This window comes from Streptosporangium sp. NPDC023615, from assembly GCF_040640155.1.
Lineage (GTDB): Bacteria > Actinomycetota > Actinomycetes > Streptosporangiales > Streptosporangiaceae > Streptosporangium.
On the sequence record NZ_JBFABE010000014.1, the window covers coordinates 17,639 to 34,548 of the forward strand.

The 16,910-nt window shown below is 70.0% G+C and carries 16 protein-coding genes; 15 read left to right on the plus strand and 1 reads right to left on the minus strand.

Annotated elements, in window-relative coordinates:
• The first annotated feature begins 10 nt into the window (after positions 1 to 10).
• The 4 genes from AB0G16_RS13545 (at position 11) to AB0G16_RS13560 (ending at position 2,985) form a co-directional block, all read left to right on the plus strand.
• Positions 11 to 1,000, plus strand: a complete 990-nt coding sequence (locus AB0G16_RS13545) for a TerC family protein (protein ID WP_362803601.1) — start codon at positions 11 to 13, stop codon at positions 998 to 1,000.
• Between the two features lie 128 nt (positions 1,001 to 1,128).
• Positions 1,129 to 1,776 carry a phosphatidylserine decarboxylase gene (locus AB0G16_RS13550; RefSeq protein ID WP_362803603.1) on the plus strand — a complete coding sequence of 216 codons (648 nt, stop codon included), beginning with the start codon at positions 1,129 to 1,131 and terminating at the stop codon, positions 1,774 to 1,776.
• Complete coding sequence (pssA, locus tag AB0G16_RS13555; protein WP_362803606.1) at positions 1,763 to 2,584, plus strand: CDP-diacylglycerol--serine O-phosphatidyltransferase; 822 nt, start codon at positions 1,763 to 1,765, stop codon at positions 2,582 to 2,584. Before AB0G16_RS13550 ends, pssA begins: the two co-directional genes overlap by 14 nt.
• A 122-nt stretch (positions 2,585 to 2,706) precedes the next feature.
• A complete protein-coding gene (locus AB0G16_RS13560) occupies positions 2,707 to 2,985 on the plus strand; it encodes a hypothetical protein (protein WP_362803609.1) in 279 nt (92 codons plus the stop codon).
• A gap of 177 nt (positions 2,986 to 3,162) precedes the next feature.
• Here AB0G16_RS13560 and AB0G16_RS13565 read toward each other — a convergent pair whose 3' ends face one another.
• A complete protein-coding gene (locus AB0G16_RS13565; protein ID WP_362803612.1) occupies positions 3,163 to 3,804 on the minus strand; it encodes an MBL fold metallo-hydrolase in 642 nt (213 codons plus the stop codon).
• Between the two features lie 315 nt (positions 3,805 to 4,119).
• Between AB0G16_RS13565 and uvrA the strand changes: the two genes are divergently transcribed.
• From uvrA to AB0G16_RS13620, 11 genes are all read left to right on the plus strand, one after another.
• Complete coding sequence (uvrA, locus tag AB0G16_RS13570; protein ID WP_362803615.1) at positions 4,120 to 6,960, plus strand: excinuclease ABC subunit UvrA; 2,841 nt, start codon at positions 4,120 to 4,122, stop codon at positions 6,958 to 6,960.
• Positions 6,961 to 7,228: 268 nt separating this feature from the next.
• Complete coding sequence (locus tag AB0G16_RS13575) at positions 7,229 to 7,651, plus strand: Rieske (2Fe-2S) protein (protein WP_362803618.1); 423 nt, start codon at positions 7,229 to 7,231, stop codon at positions 7,649 to 7,651.
• Between the two features lie 147 nt (positions 7,652 to 7,798).
• Complete coding sequence (uvrC, locus tag AB0G16_RS13580; protein ID WP_362803907.1) at positions 7,799 to 9,742, plus strand: excinuclease ABC subunit UvrC; 1,944 nt, start codon at positions 7,799 to 7,801, stop codon at positions 9,740 to 9,742.
• Complete coding sequence (gene rapZ / locus AB0G16_RS13585) at positions 9,739 to 10,611, plus strand: RNase adapter RapZ (RefSeq protein ID WP_362803621.1); 873 nt, start codon at positions 9,739 to 9,741, stop codon at positions 10,609 to 10,611. The genes uvrC and rapZ overlap by 4 nt, the downstream gene beginning before the upstream one ends.
• Positions 10,608 to 11,546, plus strand: coding sequence for a uridine diphosphate-N-acetylglucosamine-binding protein YvcK (yvcK, locus tag AB0G16_RS13590; protein WP_362803624.1), 939 nt, complete (start codon positions 10,608 to 10,610; stop codon positions 11,544 to 11,546). Before rapZ ends, yvcK begins: the two co-directional genes overlap by 4 nt.
• Positions 11,547 to 11,639: 93 nt before the next feature.
• Entirely contained in the window at positions 11,640 to 12,620 is a 981-nt protein-coding gene (gene whiA, locus AB0G16_RS13595; RefSeq protein ID WP_362803627.1) for a DNA-binding protein WhiA, read from the plus strand.
• A 391-nt stretch (positions 12,621 to 13,011) separates the two neighbouring features.
• The gene (gap, locus tag AB0G16_RS13600) at positions 13,012 to 14,019 is read left to right on the plus strand and encodes a type I glyceraldehyde-3-phosphate dehydrogenase (protein ID WP_362803630.1); all 1,008 of its coding nucleotides are present in this window, start codon (positions 13,012 to 13,014) and stop codon (positions 14,017 to 14,019) included.
• Positions 14,016 to 15,209 (plus strand): phosphoglycerate kinase, encoded by a 1,194-nt coding sequence (locus AB0G16_RS13605; protein WP_362803633.1) that lies wholly within the window; start codon positions 14,016 to 14,018, stop codon positions 15,207 to 15,209. The genes gap and AB0G16_RS13605 overlap by 4 nt, the downstream gene beginning before the upstream one ends.
• A 19-nt stretch (positions 15,210 to 15,228) precedes the next feature.
• Positions 15,229 to 16,014, plus strand: a complete 786-nt coding sequence (tpiA, locus tag AB0G16_RS13610; protein ID WP_362803636.1) for a triose-phosphate isomerase — start codon at positions 15,229 to 15,231, stop codon at positions 16,012 to 16,014.
• 131 nt (positions 16,015 to 16,145) lie between these two features.
• The gene (secG, locus tag AB0G16_RS13615; protein WP_362803639.1) at positions 16,146 to 16,376 is read left to right on the plus strand and encodes a preprotein translocase subunit SecG; all 231 of its coding nucleotides are present in this window, start codon (positions 16,146 to 16,148) and stop codon (positions 16,374 to 16,376) included.
• A gap of 77 nt (positions 16,377 to 16,453) precedes the next feature.
• Positions 16,454 to 16,801, plus strand: coding sequence for an RNA polymerase-binding protein RbpA (locus tag AB0G16_RS13620; RefSeq protein WP_012892502.1), 348 nt, complete (start codon positions 16,454 to 16,456; stop codon positions 16,799 to 16,801).
• The last annotated feature ends 109 nt before the right edge of the window (positions 16,802 to 16,910 follow it).

The following is a 16,910-nucleotide window of genomic DNA, read 5'->3' on the forward strand; positions in this document are numbered from 1 at the left end:
TTTATCAGCTGTGAGTGTTCCCACGTGGGCCTGGTTCGCCATGATCGGCGGCCTGCTCGTCATCCTCGCCTTCGACCTGTGGATAGTCGACCGCGGTGAGCCGAGAGAGTTCTCCCTCAAACAAGCCGGGTTCTGGGTCGGGTTCTACGTCAGCCTGGCGGTGATATTCGGCATCGTGATGTGGGTGTTCGCCGGCCCCGTCCCCGCCGGCCAGTTCATCGCCGGCTACCTCACCGAGTACAGCCTGAGCATCGACAACCTCTTCGTGTTCTACATCATCATGACCCGCTTCGCGGTCCCGAAGATGTACCAGCACAAGGTCCTGCTGATCGGCATCCTGATGGCGCTGGTCATGCGCGGCATCTTCATCGCCATCGGCGCGGCCGCCCTGGCCAACTTCGGCTGGCTGTTCTACGTGTTCGGCCTCTTCCTCATCTACACCGCGGTCCAGCTCGTCCGCCAGTTCGGCCAGGAGGAGCACCTTCAGGAGAACGCGGTCCTGCGCTGGGCCCGCCGGGTGCTGCCGCACACCGACGACTACGTGGGCTCCAAGATCACCGTCAAGGTCGACGGCAAGCGCCTGGTCACCCCGCTGCTGATCGTCATGATCGCCATCGGCACCACCGACCTGCTGTTCGCGCTCGACTCGATTCCCGCGATCTTCGGCCTGACCACCGACCCGTTCATCGTCTTCGCCGCGAACGCGTTCGCCCTGATGGGCCTGCGCCAGCTCTACTTCCTGCTGGGCGGCCTGCTCCAGAAGCTGACCTACCTGAGCTTCGGTCTCGCGTTCATCCTCGGTTTCATCGGGGTTAAGCTGATCCTCGAGGCTCTGCACTCCAGCGGCGTCTCCTGGGCCCCCGAGGTGCCGATCTGGGTGTCGCTGTCGGTCATCGTGATCACGATGGTCGTCACCACCGTGATCAGTCTCGTGAAGGTCCGGCGTGATGCTCGTGAGGGCAAGGACGACAACACCCCGGCGAGCGTCGAGCAGGGCTAGCGAATCGGTGCATGAGGCGCTTTGCTTGTCTCATTGCGCCTTACAAGGGCTGAGAGATGGGTAACATCCTGCCCCAGAGCGGGTAGACATACCGGTCTAATGCCGCAAGACATCACAAAAGGTTCCCTGTGTCCCACGATTCAGCAAGCCGCCGGCCAGGTCCGCTGGGCCTGGCGCGTGGCGTCTCCCCGTGGTTGCTCCCGACCGTGGCCGCCGCCGCGGTGACCTCCCTGCTCAGCCGCCGTGACCGGCGCTGGGCGGCGGCGGCGCTCCCGCTGACCGCGCTCACCGGGGGGATGCTCTGGTTCTTCCGCGACCCCGACCGGACGCCGGGCGGCGCGCGGATCCTGTCACCGGCCGACGGCGTGGTGCAGAGCATCGACGCGTGGCCGGACGGACGGACCAGGGTGGCGATCTTCATGAGCCCGCTCGACGTGCACGTCAACCGGGCTCCGCTGGCCGGCACGGTCACCTCGATGCGGCACGTGTCCGGAGGGTACGTTCCCGCGTTCGACAAGGACAGCGAGAACAACGAGCGGGTCGTCTGGCACCTGGACACCGCGCTGGGCGACATCGAGTTCGTGCAGATCGCCGGCGCGGTCGCGCGCCGGATCGTGCCGTACGTGGCCGTGGGCGCGAAGGTCGCCAAGGGCGAGCGGATCGGCCTGATCAGGCTGGGCTCCCGGGTCGACGTCTATCTCCCCGAGGGGATCACCCCGGCTGTCTCGGTGGGCGAGAGAACCGTCGCGGGGGTGACGGGTCTTGACCACGGCTGACGCGAGCTGGCCACTGGACGAGACCGACGACGAGCCGCGAGGACCGGTGGGCAAGGCGTTCCGCCTGTCGGCCGCGGACTCCCTCTCGCTCGGCAACGCCCTCTGCGGGTTCCTCGCGGTCTGCGTGCTCGCCTGGTCGGCCATCAGCGCGCTGCAGGAGGGCAAGCCCTTCGCGGCCGATCCCCGGTTCTTCGGCACCGCCGTGGTGCTGCTGCTGATCGGCGCCACCTGTGACCTGTTCGACGGCCTGGTGGCCAGGAAGTTCCGCGCCTCGGCCATGGGCGCCGAGCTGGACAACCTCGCCGATGTGATCAGCTTCGGGTTCGCCCCCGCCTTCATGGTGGTGATCTGGGCGGGCTTCAACCAGCAGGTGCCCTTCCTGCTGGTGATGGCCGCCGCGGCGTCGGTGCTGCTGGCCGGTGTCATCCGGCTGGCGCGCTTCGCCTGCGTGAAGACCAAGAGCGGCGACTTCATGGGCCTTCCCATCCCGATGGGCGCCATGACCGTGGTCTCGATCGTGCTGCTCTTCCCCCCGTCGAGCTGGGCGATCCTGCCCGTCTTCGCGGTGGCGTACCTGATGGTGAGCCGGATCGAGTATCCCAAGCCCAAGGGCAACCTGGCCGCGGGGGTGCTCGCCTGGATGATGATCAACGTGGCCTGCCTGACCATCTGGGTCGCCGGCCTGGCCGGCGGAGACACCCTGATCAAGGTCGGGGCGGTCATGCAACTGACGATCGTGGCCAGCATCCCGCTGCGGGTCCTGATGTTCAAGCGCGAGAAGCGCAAGGCGTCCGCCGGGGTCGGCTGAGCGGCCGGGTGCCCCGCCGAACGGCGGAGGATGGTCGTGAATGTGCCATCCGGTGTCCCGTTCTCCCCCCGTGACCCCTGACCGGCCTTTCCCTCACCCCCGGGATCGCGTTCAATTGCCGCATGGCGACCGAGCCACGCGAGCACACCCGTACCTATTTCCTCGGCATCCTCGCCCGCGAGCTGGAGAGCCGGGGCGTCGTCACGACGCTCAGGCGGAGCCCGCCGTCGCTCCGGGTCAGCGATCCCGAGGCGGTGCTGTTCAGCGAGACGGTCGACTGCGTCCCGCTGGCCGACGGCTGGTTCTACCGCTGGTCCTGGGGCGACCTGGTCGAGCGGGTGGAGGATCCGTCCGCGGCGGCGGACCGGATCCTCCGGATCTTCGGCGGTACGGCCCGCTGACCCCCGTCGCGGTCACCGGCCCGCCCGTGACGGCTCGTCCGCCCGTGAAGGCTCGCCCGTCAGGATCACCCGCCCGTGACGGCTCGCCCGTCGGGATCCTTCGCCCGTCACGGCCGGGCGCGCGTCAGGATCGGCCGCCCTTCACAGCCGCCCTTCACGGTCGCCCGTCGCGGCCGGTCACCAGCCGCGTTCGCGCCACTCGGACAGCGAGGGGCGCTCGGCGCCGAGCGTGGTGTCCCCGCCGTGTCCCGGATAGACCCAGGTGTCGTCCGGCAGCCGGTCGAAGATCCGCTCCGACACGTCGGCGAAGAGTTGGGCGAACCGCTCGGGATCCTTGTTGGTGTTGCCCACCCCGCCGGGGAAGAGCGAGTCGCCGGTGAACAGGTGGCCGGGGTAGTACAGGGCGATCGAGCCCGGGGTGTGCCCGCGCAGGTGGATCACCTCCAGGCTGACCACGCCGACCGTGACCCCGTCGCCGTGCCCCACCTCCAGGTCCACCGGCACCGGCAGCGCCGGCGCGTCCAGGGGGTGGGCGATCACCGAGGCGCCGGTCGCCGCGGCGACCGCCTCCAGGGCCTGCCAGTGGTCACCGTGCTGGTGGGTGGTGATGATCTTGCTGATCGGCAGGTCGCCGATCAGCTCCAGCAGCCGGTCGGGCTCGGCGGCGGCGTCGATGAGCGCGCCGTCCCCGGTCTCGGTGCAGCGGAGCAGGTAGGCGTTGTTGTCGAACGGGCCGACGGCCAGTTTGGCGATCGTCAGAGCGGGCAGTTCGCGCAGGTCGGCGGGGCCGCCCACCTGCACGTCACCGGTGTACGTCACGGATTCTCCTCGGACGGGGTCGCGGGAAGGCGAGGGTGCGGGCGGTGTCTGTCGGTGCTGTGGGTGTTGTTCGGTGCCCGTCACCGTCGTCATCATCATCGCGCGTCGTGGGCCGGCCGGGGCATAAGGGGGGTGCCGGGATCGTTGAGTACGTGAGCGGCCTGACGCGTCCGGAAAGAGGCCGTACCCTGAAAGGGCCCTTAAAGAGGGCGGGGACATCCAGTGCCCCGGATGCCGGTCCGGAAAACTGTCGGTCGCTCTCGCTAGTCTTCCCGCGACCGCTCTCAACCCTTCTCTATCGACGTCGGGACTGCTGTGGCTGACCGCCTCATCGTGCGTGGCGCACGGGAACACAACCTCAAGGACGTCTCGCTGGATCTTCCGCGGGACTCTCTGATCGTCTTCACCGGCCTGTCCGGCTCGGGGAAGTCGAGCCTGGCCTTCGACACCATCTTCGCCGAGGGCCAGCGCCGCTATGTCGAATCACTGTCGGCGTACGCGCGGCAGTTCCTCGGGCAGATGGACAAGCCCGACGTCGACTTCATCGAGGGGCTCTCGCCCGCGGTGTCGATCGACCAGAAGTCCACCAGCCGCAACCCCCGCTCGACGGTCGGCACGATCACCGAGGTCTACGACTACCTCCGCCTGCTGTGGGCGCGTGTCGGCAAGCCGCACTGCCCGCAGTGCGGGCGGGCGATCGCCAGGCAGAGCCCCGAGCAGATCGTCGACCGCGTGATGGAACTGCCCGAGGGCACCCGCTTCCAGGTGCTGGCCCCGGTGGTCCGCGGCCGCAAGGGGGAGTACGCCGAGCTCTTCGGCCAGCTCCAGGCCAAGGGCTTCGCCCGCGCCCGCGTCGACGGCACCGTGGTCCGGCTGGACGAGCCGCCGACGCTGAAGAAGCAGGAGAAGCACGACATCGAGGTGATCGTCGACCGCCTCGCCGTCAAGGAGGGCGCCTCCGGCCGCCTGACCGGCTCGGTGGAGACCGCCCTGAACCTGTCGGGCGGGACGATCACCCTGGAGTTCGTCGACCTGCCCGAGGACGACCCGAACCGCGAGCGCTTCTACTCCGAGCACCTCTACTGCCCCTACGACGACCTGTCGTTCGAGGAGATGGAGCCCCGCTCGTTCTCGTTCAACTCGCCCTTCGGCGCCTGTCCCGAGTGCACGGGTCTCGGCGTCCGCATGGAGGTCGACCCCGACCTGATCGTGCCCGACCCGGAACGGCCGCTGGGCGAGGGCGCCCTGTCCCCGTGGGCCGGCGGCCACACCAGCGACTACTTCGTCCGGCTGGTCGAGGCGCTCGGCCTGACCATCGGCTTCAGCCTGGACACCCCGTGGGAGCGCCTCCCCAAGAAGGCGCAGAAGGCACTGCTGTACGGCCACGACGAGCAGGTCCACGTCCGCTACAGCAACCGTTACGGCCGCCAGCGCTCGTACTACACCACCTTCGAGGGGGTCATCCCCTGGGTGCAGCGCCGCCACGGCGAGTCCGACAGCGACGGCATGCGCGAGAAGTACGAAGGCTACATGCGGGAGATCCCGTGCCCGGCCTGCAAGGGGGCCAGGCTCAAACCGGTCTCGCTGGCCGTCACGGTCGAGGGCCGCTCGATCGCCGAGGTCTCGGCGATGTCGATCGGCGACTGCGCGGTCTTCCTGGCGGGCCTGAAGCTCTCCGACCGCGACATGCACATCGCCGAGCGGGTGGTCAAGGAGATCAACGCCCGCATGGGCTTCCTGCTCGACGTGGGCCTGGACTACCTGACCATGGACCGGGCCTCGGGCACCCTCGCCGGCGGCGAGGCGCAGCGCATCCGGCTCGCCACCCAGATCGGCTCCGGCCTGGTCGGCGTGCTCTACGTGCTGGACGAGCCCTCCATCGGCCTGCACCAGCGCGACAACCAGCGGCTGCTGGAGACGCTGATCAGGCTCCGCGACATGGGCAACACGCTCATCGTGGTCGAGCACGACGAGGACACCATCGCCGCCGCCGACTGGGTGGTGGACATCGGTCCCGGCGCCGGCGAGCACGGCGGCCAGGTCGTCGTCTCCGGCACCGTGGCCGACCTGCTGGCCTCCGAGGACTCGATGACGGGCGCCTACCTGTCGGGCCGCAGGTCCATCACCATCCCCGCGACCCGCCGCAAGCGCGACAGGAAGCGGCAGATCACCGTGAAGGGCGCCCGCGAGCACAACCTCAAGGGCGTCGACGTGGAGTTCCCGCTCGGCGTGCTGACCGCCGTCACCGGGGTCTCCGGGTCGGGCAAGTCCACGCTGGTCAACGACATCCTCTACAACGCCCTGGCCAAGGAGCTCAACGGGGCGCGCACCGTCCCGGGCCGCCACTCCCGGATCAACGGGATGGACCTGGTCGACAAGGTCGTGCACGTCGACCAGTCGCCGATCGGCCGCACGCCCCGCTCCAACCCGGCGACCTACACCGGCGTCTTCGACAAGGTCCGCGACCTGTTCTCGCAGACCACCGAGGCCAAGGTGCGCGGCTACCAGAAGGGCCGCTTCAGCTTCAACGTCAAGGGCGGCCGGTGCGAGGCGTGCTCGGGAGACGGCACCCTCAAGATCGAGATGAACTTCCTGCCCGACGTCTACGTGCCGTGCGAGGTCTGTCACGGCGCGCGGTACAACCGGGAGACCCTGGAGGTCCACTACAAGGGCAAGACGATCTCCGAGGTGCTCGACATGCCGATCGAGGAGGCCCTGGGCTTCTTCGACTCGATCCCGTCGATCAAGCGGTACCTGCAGACGCTGTTCGACGTCGGCCTGGGTTATGTCCGGCTGGGCCAGCCGGCCACGACGCTGTCCGGCGGCGAGGCCCAGCGCGTCAAGCTCGCCTCCGAGCTGCAGCGCCGTTCCACCGGCCGCACGATCTACGTGCTGGACGAGCCCACGACGGGCCTGCACTTCGAGGACATCCGCAGGCTGCTGGGCGTCCTGGGCAAGCTCGTCGACGGCGGCAACACGGTCATCGTGATCGAGCACAACCTCGACGTGATCAAGACCGCCGACTGGCTGATCGACATGGGCCCGGAGGGCGGTTCCCGGGGCGGCAGCGTGCTCGCCGTCGGCACGCCCGAGGAGGTGGCCCTGGTCGACGAGAGCCACACCGGCCGCTTCCTGCGCAAGATCCTCGGTAGCTGAGCGCCGGACGTCCCGCGCCCGGTCACGGAGCCGTGACCGGGCCCGACGTCCCGCGCCCGCTCACGAAGCCGTGACCGGGCCGGACGTCCGGCCACGGGCCCGCCGCGGACCCGGCCGAGGAGGTATTTCTTCACAGTCTCCTGATGCGATGTACGGCATGCTGAACCGTCATCGGGGCGCTGGCCGTACCTGAACATGACGATCCTGGAGGAGACACATGACCGAGACGACGCGTCGTACGGTGATATTCGGTGCCGGTGGAGCGGGTATGGCGGCTGTGCTGACCGCCTGCGCGGGTTACGGGGAGCCGGCCGCCGAGGGCGGTGAGGCCTCGTCGACCGCCGCCTCGCAGGCCCCGGAGAAGAGCGCGGACACCGGGGCGGGGGCGGGCGCCGACTCCGGCGCCGAGGCGCTGGCCAAGACCACCGACATCCCCGAGGGCGGTGGCAAGATCTTCAAGGACCAGCAGCTCGTGATCACCCAGCCCACCGCCGGTGAGTTCAAGGCGTTCAGCTCCGCCTGCACCCACCGAGGGTGTGACGTCGACAAGGTGGCCGGCGGCACCATCGACTGCGCCTGCCACGGCAGCAAGTTCAAGATCACGGATGGTTCGGTGGTCGACGGTCCCGCGGACAAGCCGCTGCCGGAGAAGTCGATCAAAGTGGACGGCGACTCCATCACGCTGGCCTGACCCCTCGTCGCAGGTCTCGCCGCCGGGGAGGGCGTCCCCGGTCGCGGGGCCCGCGCCGCCACCCCTTCCCCGCGGGGAGAGGCGGGGGCCGTTTTCGCAAGGAAACCTGTCGGTCGGGGCCGATAGGCTCTTGGTGTGGCGAGATCTGTGGGTGGTCCGGCCGGTTTCCGGCCCAAGCCGGGGTCGATCCCCGAGTCTCCCGGCGTCTACCGGTTCAAGGACGCCGCGGGCAGGGTCGTCTACGTCGGCAAGGCGAAGAACCTCCGCCAGCGGCTGAACTCCTACTTCGCGGACTTCGCGGGCCTGCACCAGCGGACCCAGACGATGCTCACGACCGCCACGGCCGTCGACTGGACGGTCGTCGGCACCGAGGTCGAGGCGCTCCAGCTCGAATACTCCTGGATCAAGGAGTACGACCCGCACTTCAACGTCAAGTACCGCGACGACAAGTCCTACCCCTACCTCGCGGTCACCATGGGCGAGGAGTTCCCCCGCGTCCAGGTGCTGCGCGGGGCCAAGCGCAAGGGCACCCGCTACTTCGGCCCCTACTCGCACGCCTGGGCGATCAGGGAGACCGTGGACCTGCTGCTCCGGGTCTTCCCGATCAGGAGCTGCTCCACCGGCGTGTTCAGGCGCGCCGAGCAGATCGGCCGCCCCTGCCTGCTGGGTTACATCGACAAGTGCTCGGCCCCCTGTGTCGGCCGGGTCAGCGCCGCCGAGCACCGCGCCCTGGCCGACGACTTCTGCGAGTTCATGGCGGGCAACACCGGCCGGTTCGTCAAGCGCCTGGAGCGCGAGATGCGCCAGGCCGCCGTCGAGCAGGAGTACGAGCGGGCGGCCAGGCTGCGCGACGACGTCCAGGCGCTCCAGCGCGCCATGGAGAAGCAGGCCGTGGTCCTCGGCGACACCACCGACTGCGACGTGATCGCGCTGGCCGAGGACCCGCTGGAGGCCGCCGTCCAGGTGTTCTACGTCCGTGGCGGGCGCATCAGGGGCCAGCGTGGCTGGGTGGTCGACAAGGTCGGCGAGGTCACCCCGGGGGAGCTGGTCGAGCAGTTCCTGCTGCAGATGTACGGGGACGCCGCCGCCGAGGCCCTGCCCAGGGAGGTGCTGGTGCCCGTCCTGCCGCCCGACGCCGCGGCGGTCACCGAGCTGCTCTGCGAGCACCGCGGCGCCCGGGTGGAGATCAGGGTCCCGCAGCGCGGCGACAAGCGGTCGCTGATGGAGACCGTCGAGCGCAACGCGGCCGAGTCGCTCAAGCAGCACAAGCTCAGGCGGGCCGGTGACCTGACCTCGCGGAGCAAGGCGCTGCAGGAGGTCGCCGACGCCCTCGACCTGGACCAGGCCCCGCTGCGCATCGAGTGCTACGACGTCTCCCACATCCAGGGCACCGACGTGGTGGCCTCCATGGTGGTCTTCGAGGACGGCCTGGCCCGCAAGAGCGAGTACCGCCGCTTCTCCGTGCGCTCCACCGAGGGCGACGTCGCCTCCATATACGAGGTGATCTCCCGCCGGTTCAAGCGCTACCTGCAGGAACGCTCCGAGATCGGGGAGCTCGACGCCGGGGCCGGGCCGGACGGGACCGAACAGGAGGGGGGCGGGCGGGCGCCGGGCATCGACCCGGAGACGGGGAAGCCGCGCAGGTTCGCGTACCCGCCGAACCTGGTCGTGGTCGACGGCGGCCCCGCGCAGGCCGCGGCGGCCCGGCGGGCCCTCGACGAGCTGGGGATCGACGACGTGGCCGTGTGCGGCCTGGCCAAGCGCCTGGAGGAGGTCTGGCTGCCCGGCGAGGACCTCCCGGTGATCCTCGCCCGCTCCAGCGAGGCCCTTTACCTCCTTCAGCGGGTACGCGACGAGGCCCACCGCTTTGCCATCACCTACCATCGAGCCAAGAGGTCGAAGAGTGTCACGGAAAGCGCCCTGGACGAGGTCCCCGGCCTCGGCCCGGCCCGCAGACAGGCGCTGATCAAGCATTTCGGATCGGTGAAACGGCTGCGTGAGGCGACCGCGGAGCAGATCCGCGAGGTTCCCGGAATCGGCCCGTCGACGGCCGAGACGATCGTGTCGGCCTTGAAGGGGCAGCACCCATGAGCGAGAGAGAGTCAGCGTTCGTCCTGGTCACCGGCATGTCCGGGGCGGGGAGGAGCACGGCGGCCAAGGCCCTGGAGGATCTGGGCTGGTTCGTCATCGACAACCTGCCGCCGGGGCTGCTGTTCGCCATGGCCGAGGAGGCCGGACGGGTCAAGCTGGCCGCCGACAAGGTGGCGGCGGTCGTCGACGTGCGCAGCCTGGCCTTCACCAGCGACCTCAACAGCGCGATCGAGGAGCTGGAGGGGCGCGGCGTCGCCGTGCGCGTGGTGTTCCTGGAGGCCAGCGACGAGGAGCTGGTCCGCAGGTTCGAGAACGTCCGCCGCCCGCACCCCCTGCAGGGCGACGGCCGCCTGGTCGACGGCATCGCCCGCGAGCGCGGCATCCTGCGCGAGGTCCGGGCCAACGCCGATCTGGTGATCGACACCTCCAACCTCAACGTGCACGAGCTCCGCGGGAAGATCGTCGCCTTCTTCGGCGGGGAGGACCGCCCCGGCCTGCGGGTCAACGTCGTCTCCTTCGGCTTCAAGTACGGCCTGCCCGTCGACGCGGACCTGGTCGTCGACTGCCGCTTCCTGCCGAACCCGCACTGGGTTCCGGAACTGCGCCCCATGAACGGCCTGGACGCTCCCGTACGGGAGTACGTTCTCAACCAAGCGGGTGCGAAGGAACTCCTCGACGCCTACGAGGAGGTGGTCTCCATCATCGCCTCGGGCTACACCCGCGAGGGCAAGAGCTACGCCACGCTCGCCGTCGGCTGCACCGGCGGCAAGCACCGCAGCGTCGCCATGGCCGAGCAGATCGGCGGGCGGCTGCGGGACCGAGGTGGCATGGAGGTGCAGGTGAGCCATCGGGATGTGGGCCGGGAGTGAACGATGAGGGTCTCAAGGTCGTCGCACTGGGCGGGGGACACGGGCTGTACGCCTCGCTGTCGGCGTTGCGGAGGGTCACCTCCCGTCTGACGGCGGTGGTCACGGTGGCCGACGACGGGGGGTCCAGCGGGCGGCTGCGCCGTGAGCTCGGCGTGCTGCCTCCCGGGGACCTGCGCATGGCCCTGGCCGCCCTGTGCGACGAGGACGAGTGGGGGCACACCTGGAGCGAGGTCGTCCAGCACCGCTTCCGCAGCGACGGCGACCTGCACGGCCACACGGTCGGCAACCTGCTGATCGTGGCGCTGTGGGAGCGGCTGGGCGACACGGTCGCCGGGCTCGACTGGCTCGGGCGGCTGCTGGGCGCGCACGGACGGGTGCTGCCGATGTCGTCGGTGCCGCTGGACATCGCCGCCGAGGTGGAGCTGGACGGCCGGGTGAGCACGGTGCGCGGCCAGGTGGCCTGCGCGCTCACCCCCGGCCGGGTGCGGGCCATCTCGCTGCTCCCGAAGGACCCGCCGGCCTGCCGCGAGGCGGTCGAGGCGGTCCTGGACGCCGACTGGGTGGTGTTCGGCCCCGGCTCGTGGTTCACCAGCGTGCTGCCCCACCTGATGGTGCCCGAGCTGGCCGAGGCGCTGCTGGCCACCCGCGCGCGCCGCCTGGTCACGCTGAACCTCGCCCCCCAGGCGGGCGAGACCGACGGCTTCTCCCCCCAGAAGCACCTGGAGGTGCTTCGCCAGCACGCCGCCTCGCTGGCGGTGGACGTGGTCGTCGCCGACACCGGGGTGACCGACGACCGCGACGCCCTGGCCAAGGCCGCCGCCGAGCTGGGCGGCCGGCTGGTCCTCGCGCCGGTGGCCGACGAGGACGGCTCCCCGCGACATGATGCGCAACGTCTTGCCTCCGTCCTGGACGAGATTTTCCGTGAGAAGCGTTGATCCTGGTCAGCGGTGCTCAGGAGTGCGAGAAACTTCTGTGAGCCCGATTCATCTCGGGCCGCAAGGGGTCTGTATGGGGGAGGACGAACGCGCATGGCGATGACCGGTGTGGTCAAGGACGAGCTGAGCAGGCTTCCGGTGCTGAAGCCGTGCTGCCGTAAGGCCGAGGTGTCGACGCTGCTGCGGTTCGCGAGCGGGCTGCACCTGGTGAGCGGGCGGATCGTGATCGAGGCCGAGCTCGACACCAACGTCACCGCCCGGCGGCTCATCAAGGACATCGGCGAGGTCTTCGGGCACAAGGCCGAGGTGCTCGTGCTGGCCCCGGCCGGACTGCGCAAGGGCTCGCGCTACCTCGTGCGGGTCTACCGCGACGGGGAGGCCCTCGCCCGCCAGACCGGGCTGATCGACAACCACGGCCGCCCGGTGCGCGGGCTGCCCCGCCAGGTCGTCGCGGGGGCGACGTGCGACGCCGAGGCCGCCTGGCGGGGGGCGTTCCTGGCGCACGGCTCGCTCACCGAGCCGGGCCGTTCGATGTCGCTGGAGGTCACCTGCCCCGGGCCCGAGGCGGCGCTGGCGCTGGTCGGCTCGGCCCGGCGCCTCAAGATCCACGCCAAGGCCAGGGAGGTGCGCGGCGTGGACCGGGTGGTGGTGCGCGACGGCGACGCGATCGGCGCGCTGCTGACCCGGCTGGGCGCCCACGACAGCGTGCTGGCCTGGGAGGACCGGCGGATGCGCCGGGAGTTCCGGGCCACGGCCAACCGGCTGGCCAACTTCGACGACGCCAACCTGCGCCGCTCGGCCCGCGCCGCGGTCGCCGCCGGGGCCAGGGTCCAGCGGGCCCTGGAGATCCTCGGCGAGGAGGCCCCCGAGCACCTGGTGGTCGCCGGGCGCCTGCGGGTGGAGCACAAGCAGGCCTCCCTGGAGGAGCTGGGCCAGCTCGCCGACCCGCCGCTGACCAAGGACGCCATCGCCGGGCGCATCCGCCGCCTGCTCGCCATGGCCGACAAGCGCGCCCAGGACATCGGCATCCCCAACACCGAGGCCAACCTCACCGTGGACATGCTGGCCCCCTGACGGGGACGCGGACGGTCCGGGGAAGGGGTCCCGGGGGCATCGGGACGTCCGAGGGGCATCCGGGAGCATCGCGGGGCATCCCGGGGAGAGGGCCCCGGGGCCGGGGCGGGGACCCGGGGGCGCCCTCGGGGACGGCCCCGGCGGGAGTTCCGCCGGGTATGGATCACGCCCGTCACGGCAGGGCTTCCCGAGGTCGGAGGCATGCACAGTGACGAGTCGGGCACTTCACTTGAACGGTGCGATACCTACTCATGGGTTAAGGAAGAACGCACCCCACCCCTCCAGTGGTCTACACCAATTTGGGTCCGATAGGGTTCGTGTTTGAGGTTTCAAGCCACCCCCAGTCGCCGGTCCCCGGATCGGCGCACCGACGTACGAGGAGATCGGCACCGTGACCATCCGCGTAGGCGTCAACGGATTCGGCCGTATCGGCCGCAACTTCTGGCGTGCGGTCGCTGCCAGCGGCAAGGACATCGAGATCGTCGCGGTCAACGACCTGACCGACAACGCCACCCTCGCTCACCTTCTGAAGTACGACAGCATCCTCGGCCGCCTGCCGTACGAGGTGAAGAGCACCGCCGACGAGATCATCGTCGACGGCAAGACCATCAAGGCCTTCGCCGAGCGCGACCCGGCCAAGCTGCCCTGGGGCGACCTGGGCGTCGACGTCGTGGTGGAGTCCACCGGCTTCTTCACCGACGCCAACAAGGCCCGCGTGCACGCCGAGAACGGCGCCAAGAAGGTCATCATCTCGGCCCCGGCCAAGAACGAGGACGTCACCGTCGTCATGGGCGTCAACCACGACACCTACGACCCGGCCGCCCACACGGTGATCTCCAACGCCTCCTGCACCACCAACTGCCTGGCCCCGATGGCCAAGGTCATCAACGACACCTTCGGTATCGAGAAGGGTCTGATGACCACCATCCACGCCTACACGCAGGACCAGAACCTGCAGGACGGCCCGCACAGCGACCTGCGCCGCGCCCGCGCCGCCGCGCTGAACATCGTGCCGACCTCCACCGGCGCCGCCAAGGCCATCGGCCTGGTGCTGCCCGAGCTCAAGGGCAAGCTCGACGGCTTCGCGCTGCGCGTGCCGATCCCCACGGGCTCGGCCACCGACCTCACCGTCGAGGTCGGCCGCGAGACCACCGTCGAGGAGGTCAACGCCGCGCTCAAGGCCGCCGCCGAGGGCCCGCTCAAGGGCTACCTCACCTACACCGAGGACCCGATCGTCTCCTCCGACATCGTCACCGACCCCTCCTCCTGCATCTTCGACTCGGGCCTGACCAAGGTCATCGGCAACCAGGTCAAGGTCGTCGGCTGGTACGACAACGAGTGGGGCTACTCCAACCGCCTGGTGGACCTCATCGAGCTGGTCGGCGCCGACCTGCGATGAAGGACATCACCGAGTTCGACGTGACGGGTCGGCGCGTCCTGGTGCGCGCCGACCTCAACGTCCCCCTGGAGGGGGACGTCATCACCGACGACGGCCGCATCCGCGCCTCGGTGCCGACGATCAAGGACCTGACCGGTCGCGGCGCCCGCGTGATCGTCGTCGCGCACCTGGGCCGCCCCAAGGGCAAGCCCAACCCTGAGTTCTCCCTTGCCCCGGTGGCGAAGAGGCTGGGAGAGCTCCTGGAGGCCGAGGTCGCCTTCGCGACCGACGTGGTCGGGGAGTCCGCCCAGGCGGTCGTGGACGGCCTCCAGGACGGCCAGGTGGCCCTGCTGGAGAACCTGCGCTTCGAGCCCGGCGAGGAGTCCAAGGACGACGCCGCGCGGGCCGCGTTCGCCGGGAGGCTGGCCGCGTTCGCCGACCTGTACGTCGGTGACGGCTTCGGCGCGGTGCACCGCAAGCACGCCAGCGTCCACGACGTGCCGGGCCTGCTGCCGCACGCCGCGGGCACGCTGGTGCTGGCCGAGGTCGACGTGCTCAGGAAGCTGACCGACGACGCCGAGCGGCCCTACGTCGTGGTGCTGGGCGGTGCCAAGGTCTCCGACAAGCTCGGGGTCATCGGCAACCTGCTGACCAAGGTCGACCGGCTCCTCATCGGCGGCGGCATGGCCTACACCTTCCTGAAGGCCCAGGGCTACGAGGTGGGCGGGTCGCTGCTCCAGGAGGACCAGATCGAGCAGGTGCGCGGCTTCCTCGACGAGGCGGCCGAGCGCGGCGTGGAGCTCGTCCTGCCGGTCGACGTGCTGGCGGCCGTCGAGTTCGCCGAGGACGCCGAGTACGAGGTGGTCGACGCCACCGCGATCCCGGCCGACCGCGAGGGGCTCGACATCGGCCCGCGCACCCGCGAGCTGTTCGCGGGCAAGCTGGCCGACGCCGGGACCGTGTTCTGGAACGGCCCGATGGGCGTCTTCGAGTTCGAGGCGTTCTCCGGGGGAACCCGCGCGGTCGCCGAGGCGTTGATCGGTTCGGAGGCCTTCACGGTCGTCGGCGGGGGGGACTCGGCCGCGGCCGTGCGCCAGCTCGGCCTGCCCGAGGACGGCTTCTCGCACATCTCCACCGGCGGCGGGGCCAGCCTGGAGTACCTGGAGGGCAAGACCCTCCCCGGCCTCGTGGCCCTGGAGGAGCAGAAGTGAACCCGGAAGCAGGCACCCGATGACGACAGTCCGCAAGCCGCTGATGGCCGGCAACTGGAAGATGAACCTCAACCACCTCGAGGCCATCGCCCACACCCAGAAGCTCGCCTTCGCCCTCAACGACAAGGACTTCGACCGGGTCGAGGTGGCCGTGCTGCCGCCCTTCACGGACCTGCGCAGCGTGCAGACGCTGGTGGACGGTGACAAGCTGCGGATCACGTACGGCGGGCAGGACCTGTCCGCGTACGACGGCGGGGCCTACACCGGAGAGATCTCCGGCGCGATGCTCGCCAAGCTCGGCTGCACCTTCGTCACCATCGGCCACTCCGAGCGCCGCCAGTACCACCGCGAGGACGACGACGTCGTCAACGCCAAGGTGCACGCGGCCTACCGGCACTCGCTCACCCCCATCCTGTGCCTGGGAGAGGGCCTGGACGTGCGCCGGCAGGGCGGTCAGGTGGCCTTCAGCCTCGCCCAGCTCGAGGGGGCGCTCCGCAAGGTCACCGCCGAGCAGGTCGCGTCCGTCGTGCTCGCCTACGAGCCGGTGTGGGCGATCGGCACCGGCGAGGTCGCCACCCCCGACGACGCCCAGGAGGTCTGTGGCGCCCTCAGGTCGCGACTCGCCGAGCTGTACGACGCGCAGGTGGCCGCCGGTGTCCGTATCCTTTACGGTGGGTCGGTCAAGGGCGACAACATCGCGGGCATCATGGCGCAGCCTGATGTCGACGGTGCCCTGATCGGCGGGGCGAGCCTCGACCCCGGGGAGTTCGTCAAGATTTGCCGTTTTGGCGAATTGTCGAACTGACTGAGCCATTCGGAGGGTACGACTTGACATCACGTCATACCCTCTTAGAGCAAGTTTGAATCGTCACGCCTCGGCGTCACACCAGGGTCGTGCCCGGACGCGGGCCACGCGCACACAGGAACAGGTCAACGGTGACAATCGGAATCTCCATCGCCCTCATGCTGTCGAGCCTGCTGATGATGCTGCTCATCCTGCTCCGCAAGGGCAAGGGCGGTGGCCTCTCGGATCTGTTCGGCGGCGGCTTCTCGTCCTCGTTCGGCAGTTCCTCGGTGGTGGAGCGCAACCTCGACAGGCTCACCGTCATCACCGGTGTGCTCTGGTTTGTCTGCATCATCGCGCTGGGCCTGCTCCTGCGGCCCTGACCCCGATTCAACAGGCGTGACAGTGGTTCAGTCCCCGCATCCCCAAGCGGCGGGGCCATCGAGCAAGGAGTTCATCCGTGGGTAGTGGCAACGCGATCCGTGGCAGCCGTGTGGGTGCCGGCCCGATGGGAGAGGCGGAGCGCGGCGAGGCGGCCCCCCGTGTCCGGGTGCCGTTCTGGTGCGCGAACATGCACGAGACGCGCCCCAGCTTCGCGAGCGACGCGGCCGTTCCCGAGTTCTGGGACTGCCCCCGGTGTGGCCTCCCCGCCGGTCAGGACGAGGCCAACCCGCCCGCCCCGCCGCGCAACGAGCCGTACAAGACGCACCTCGCGTACGTGAAGGAGCGCCGCAGCGACAAGGACGGCGCGCAGATCCTGGCCGAGGCCCTGGAGCGGCTGCGCTCCTCCTCGCGTCCGATCTACTAGTCCCGCCGCTCGCCGGTCCGGTCGGTCACCGGTCCGGCTCGGCGCGGCCCCGTGCCGCGCGTCGTCGAGGGCCCCCGCGGTGATCCCGCGGGGGCCCTCGTCCGTCCCG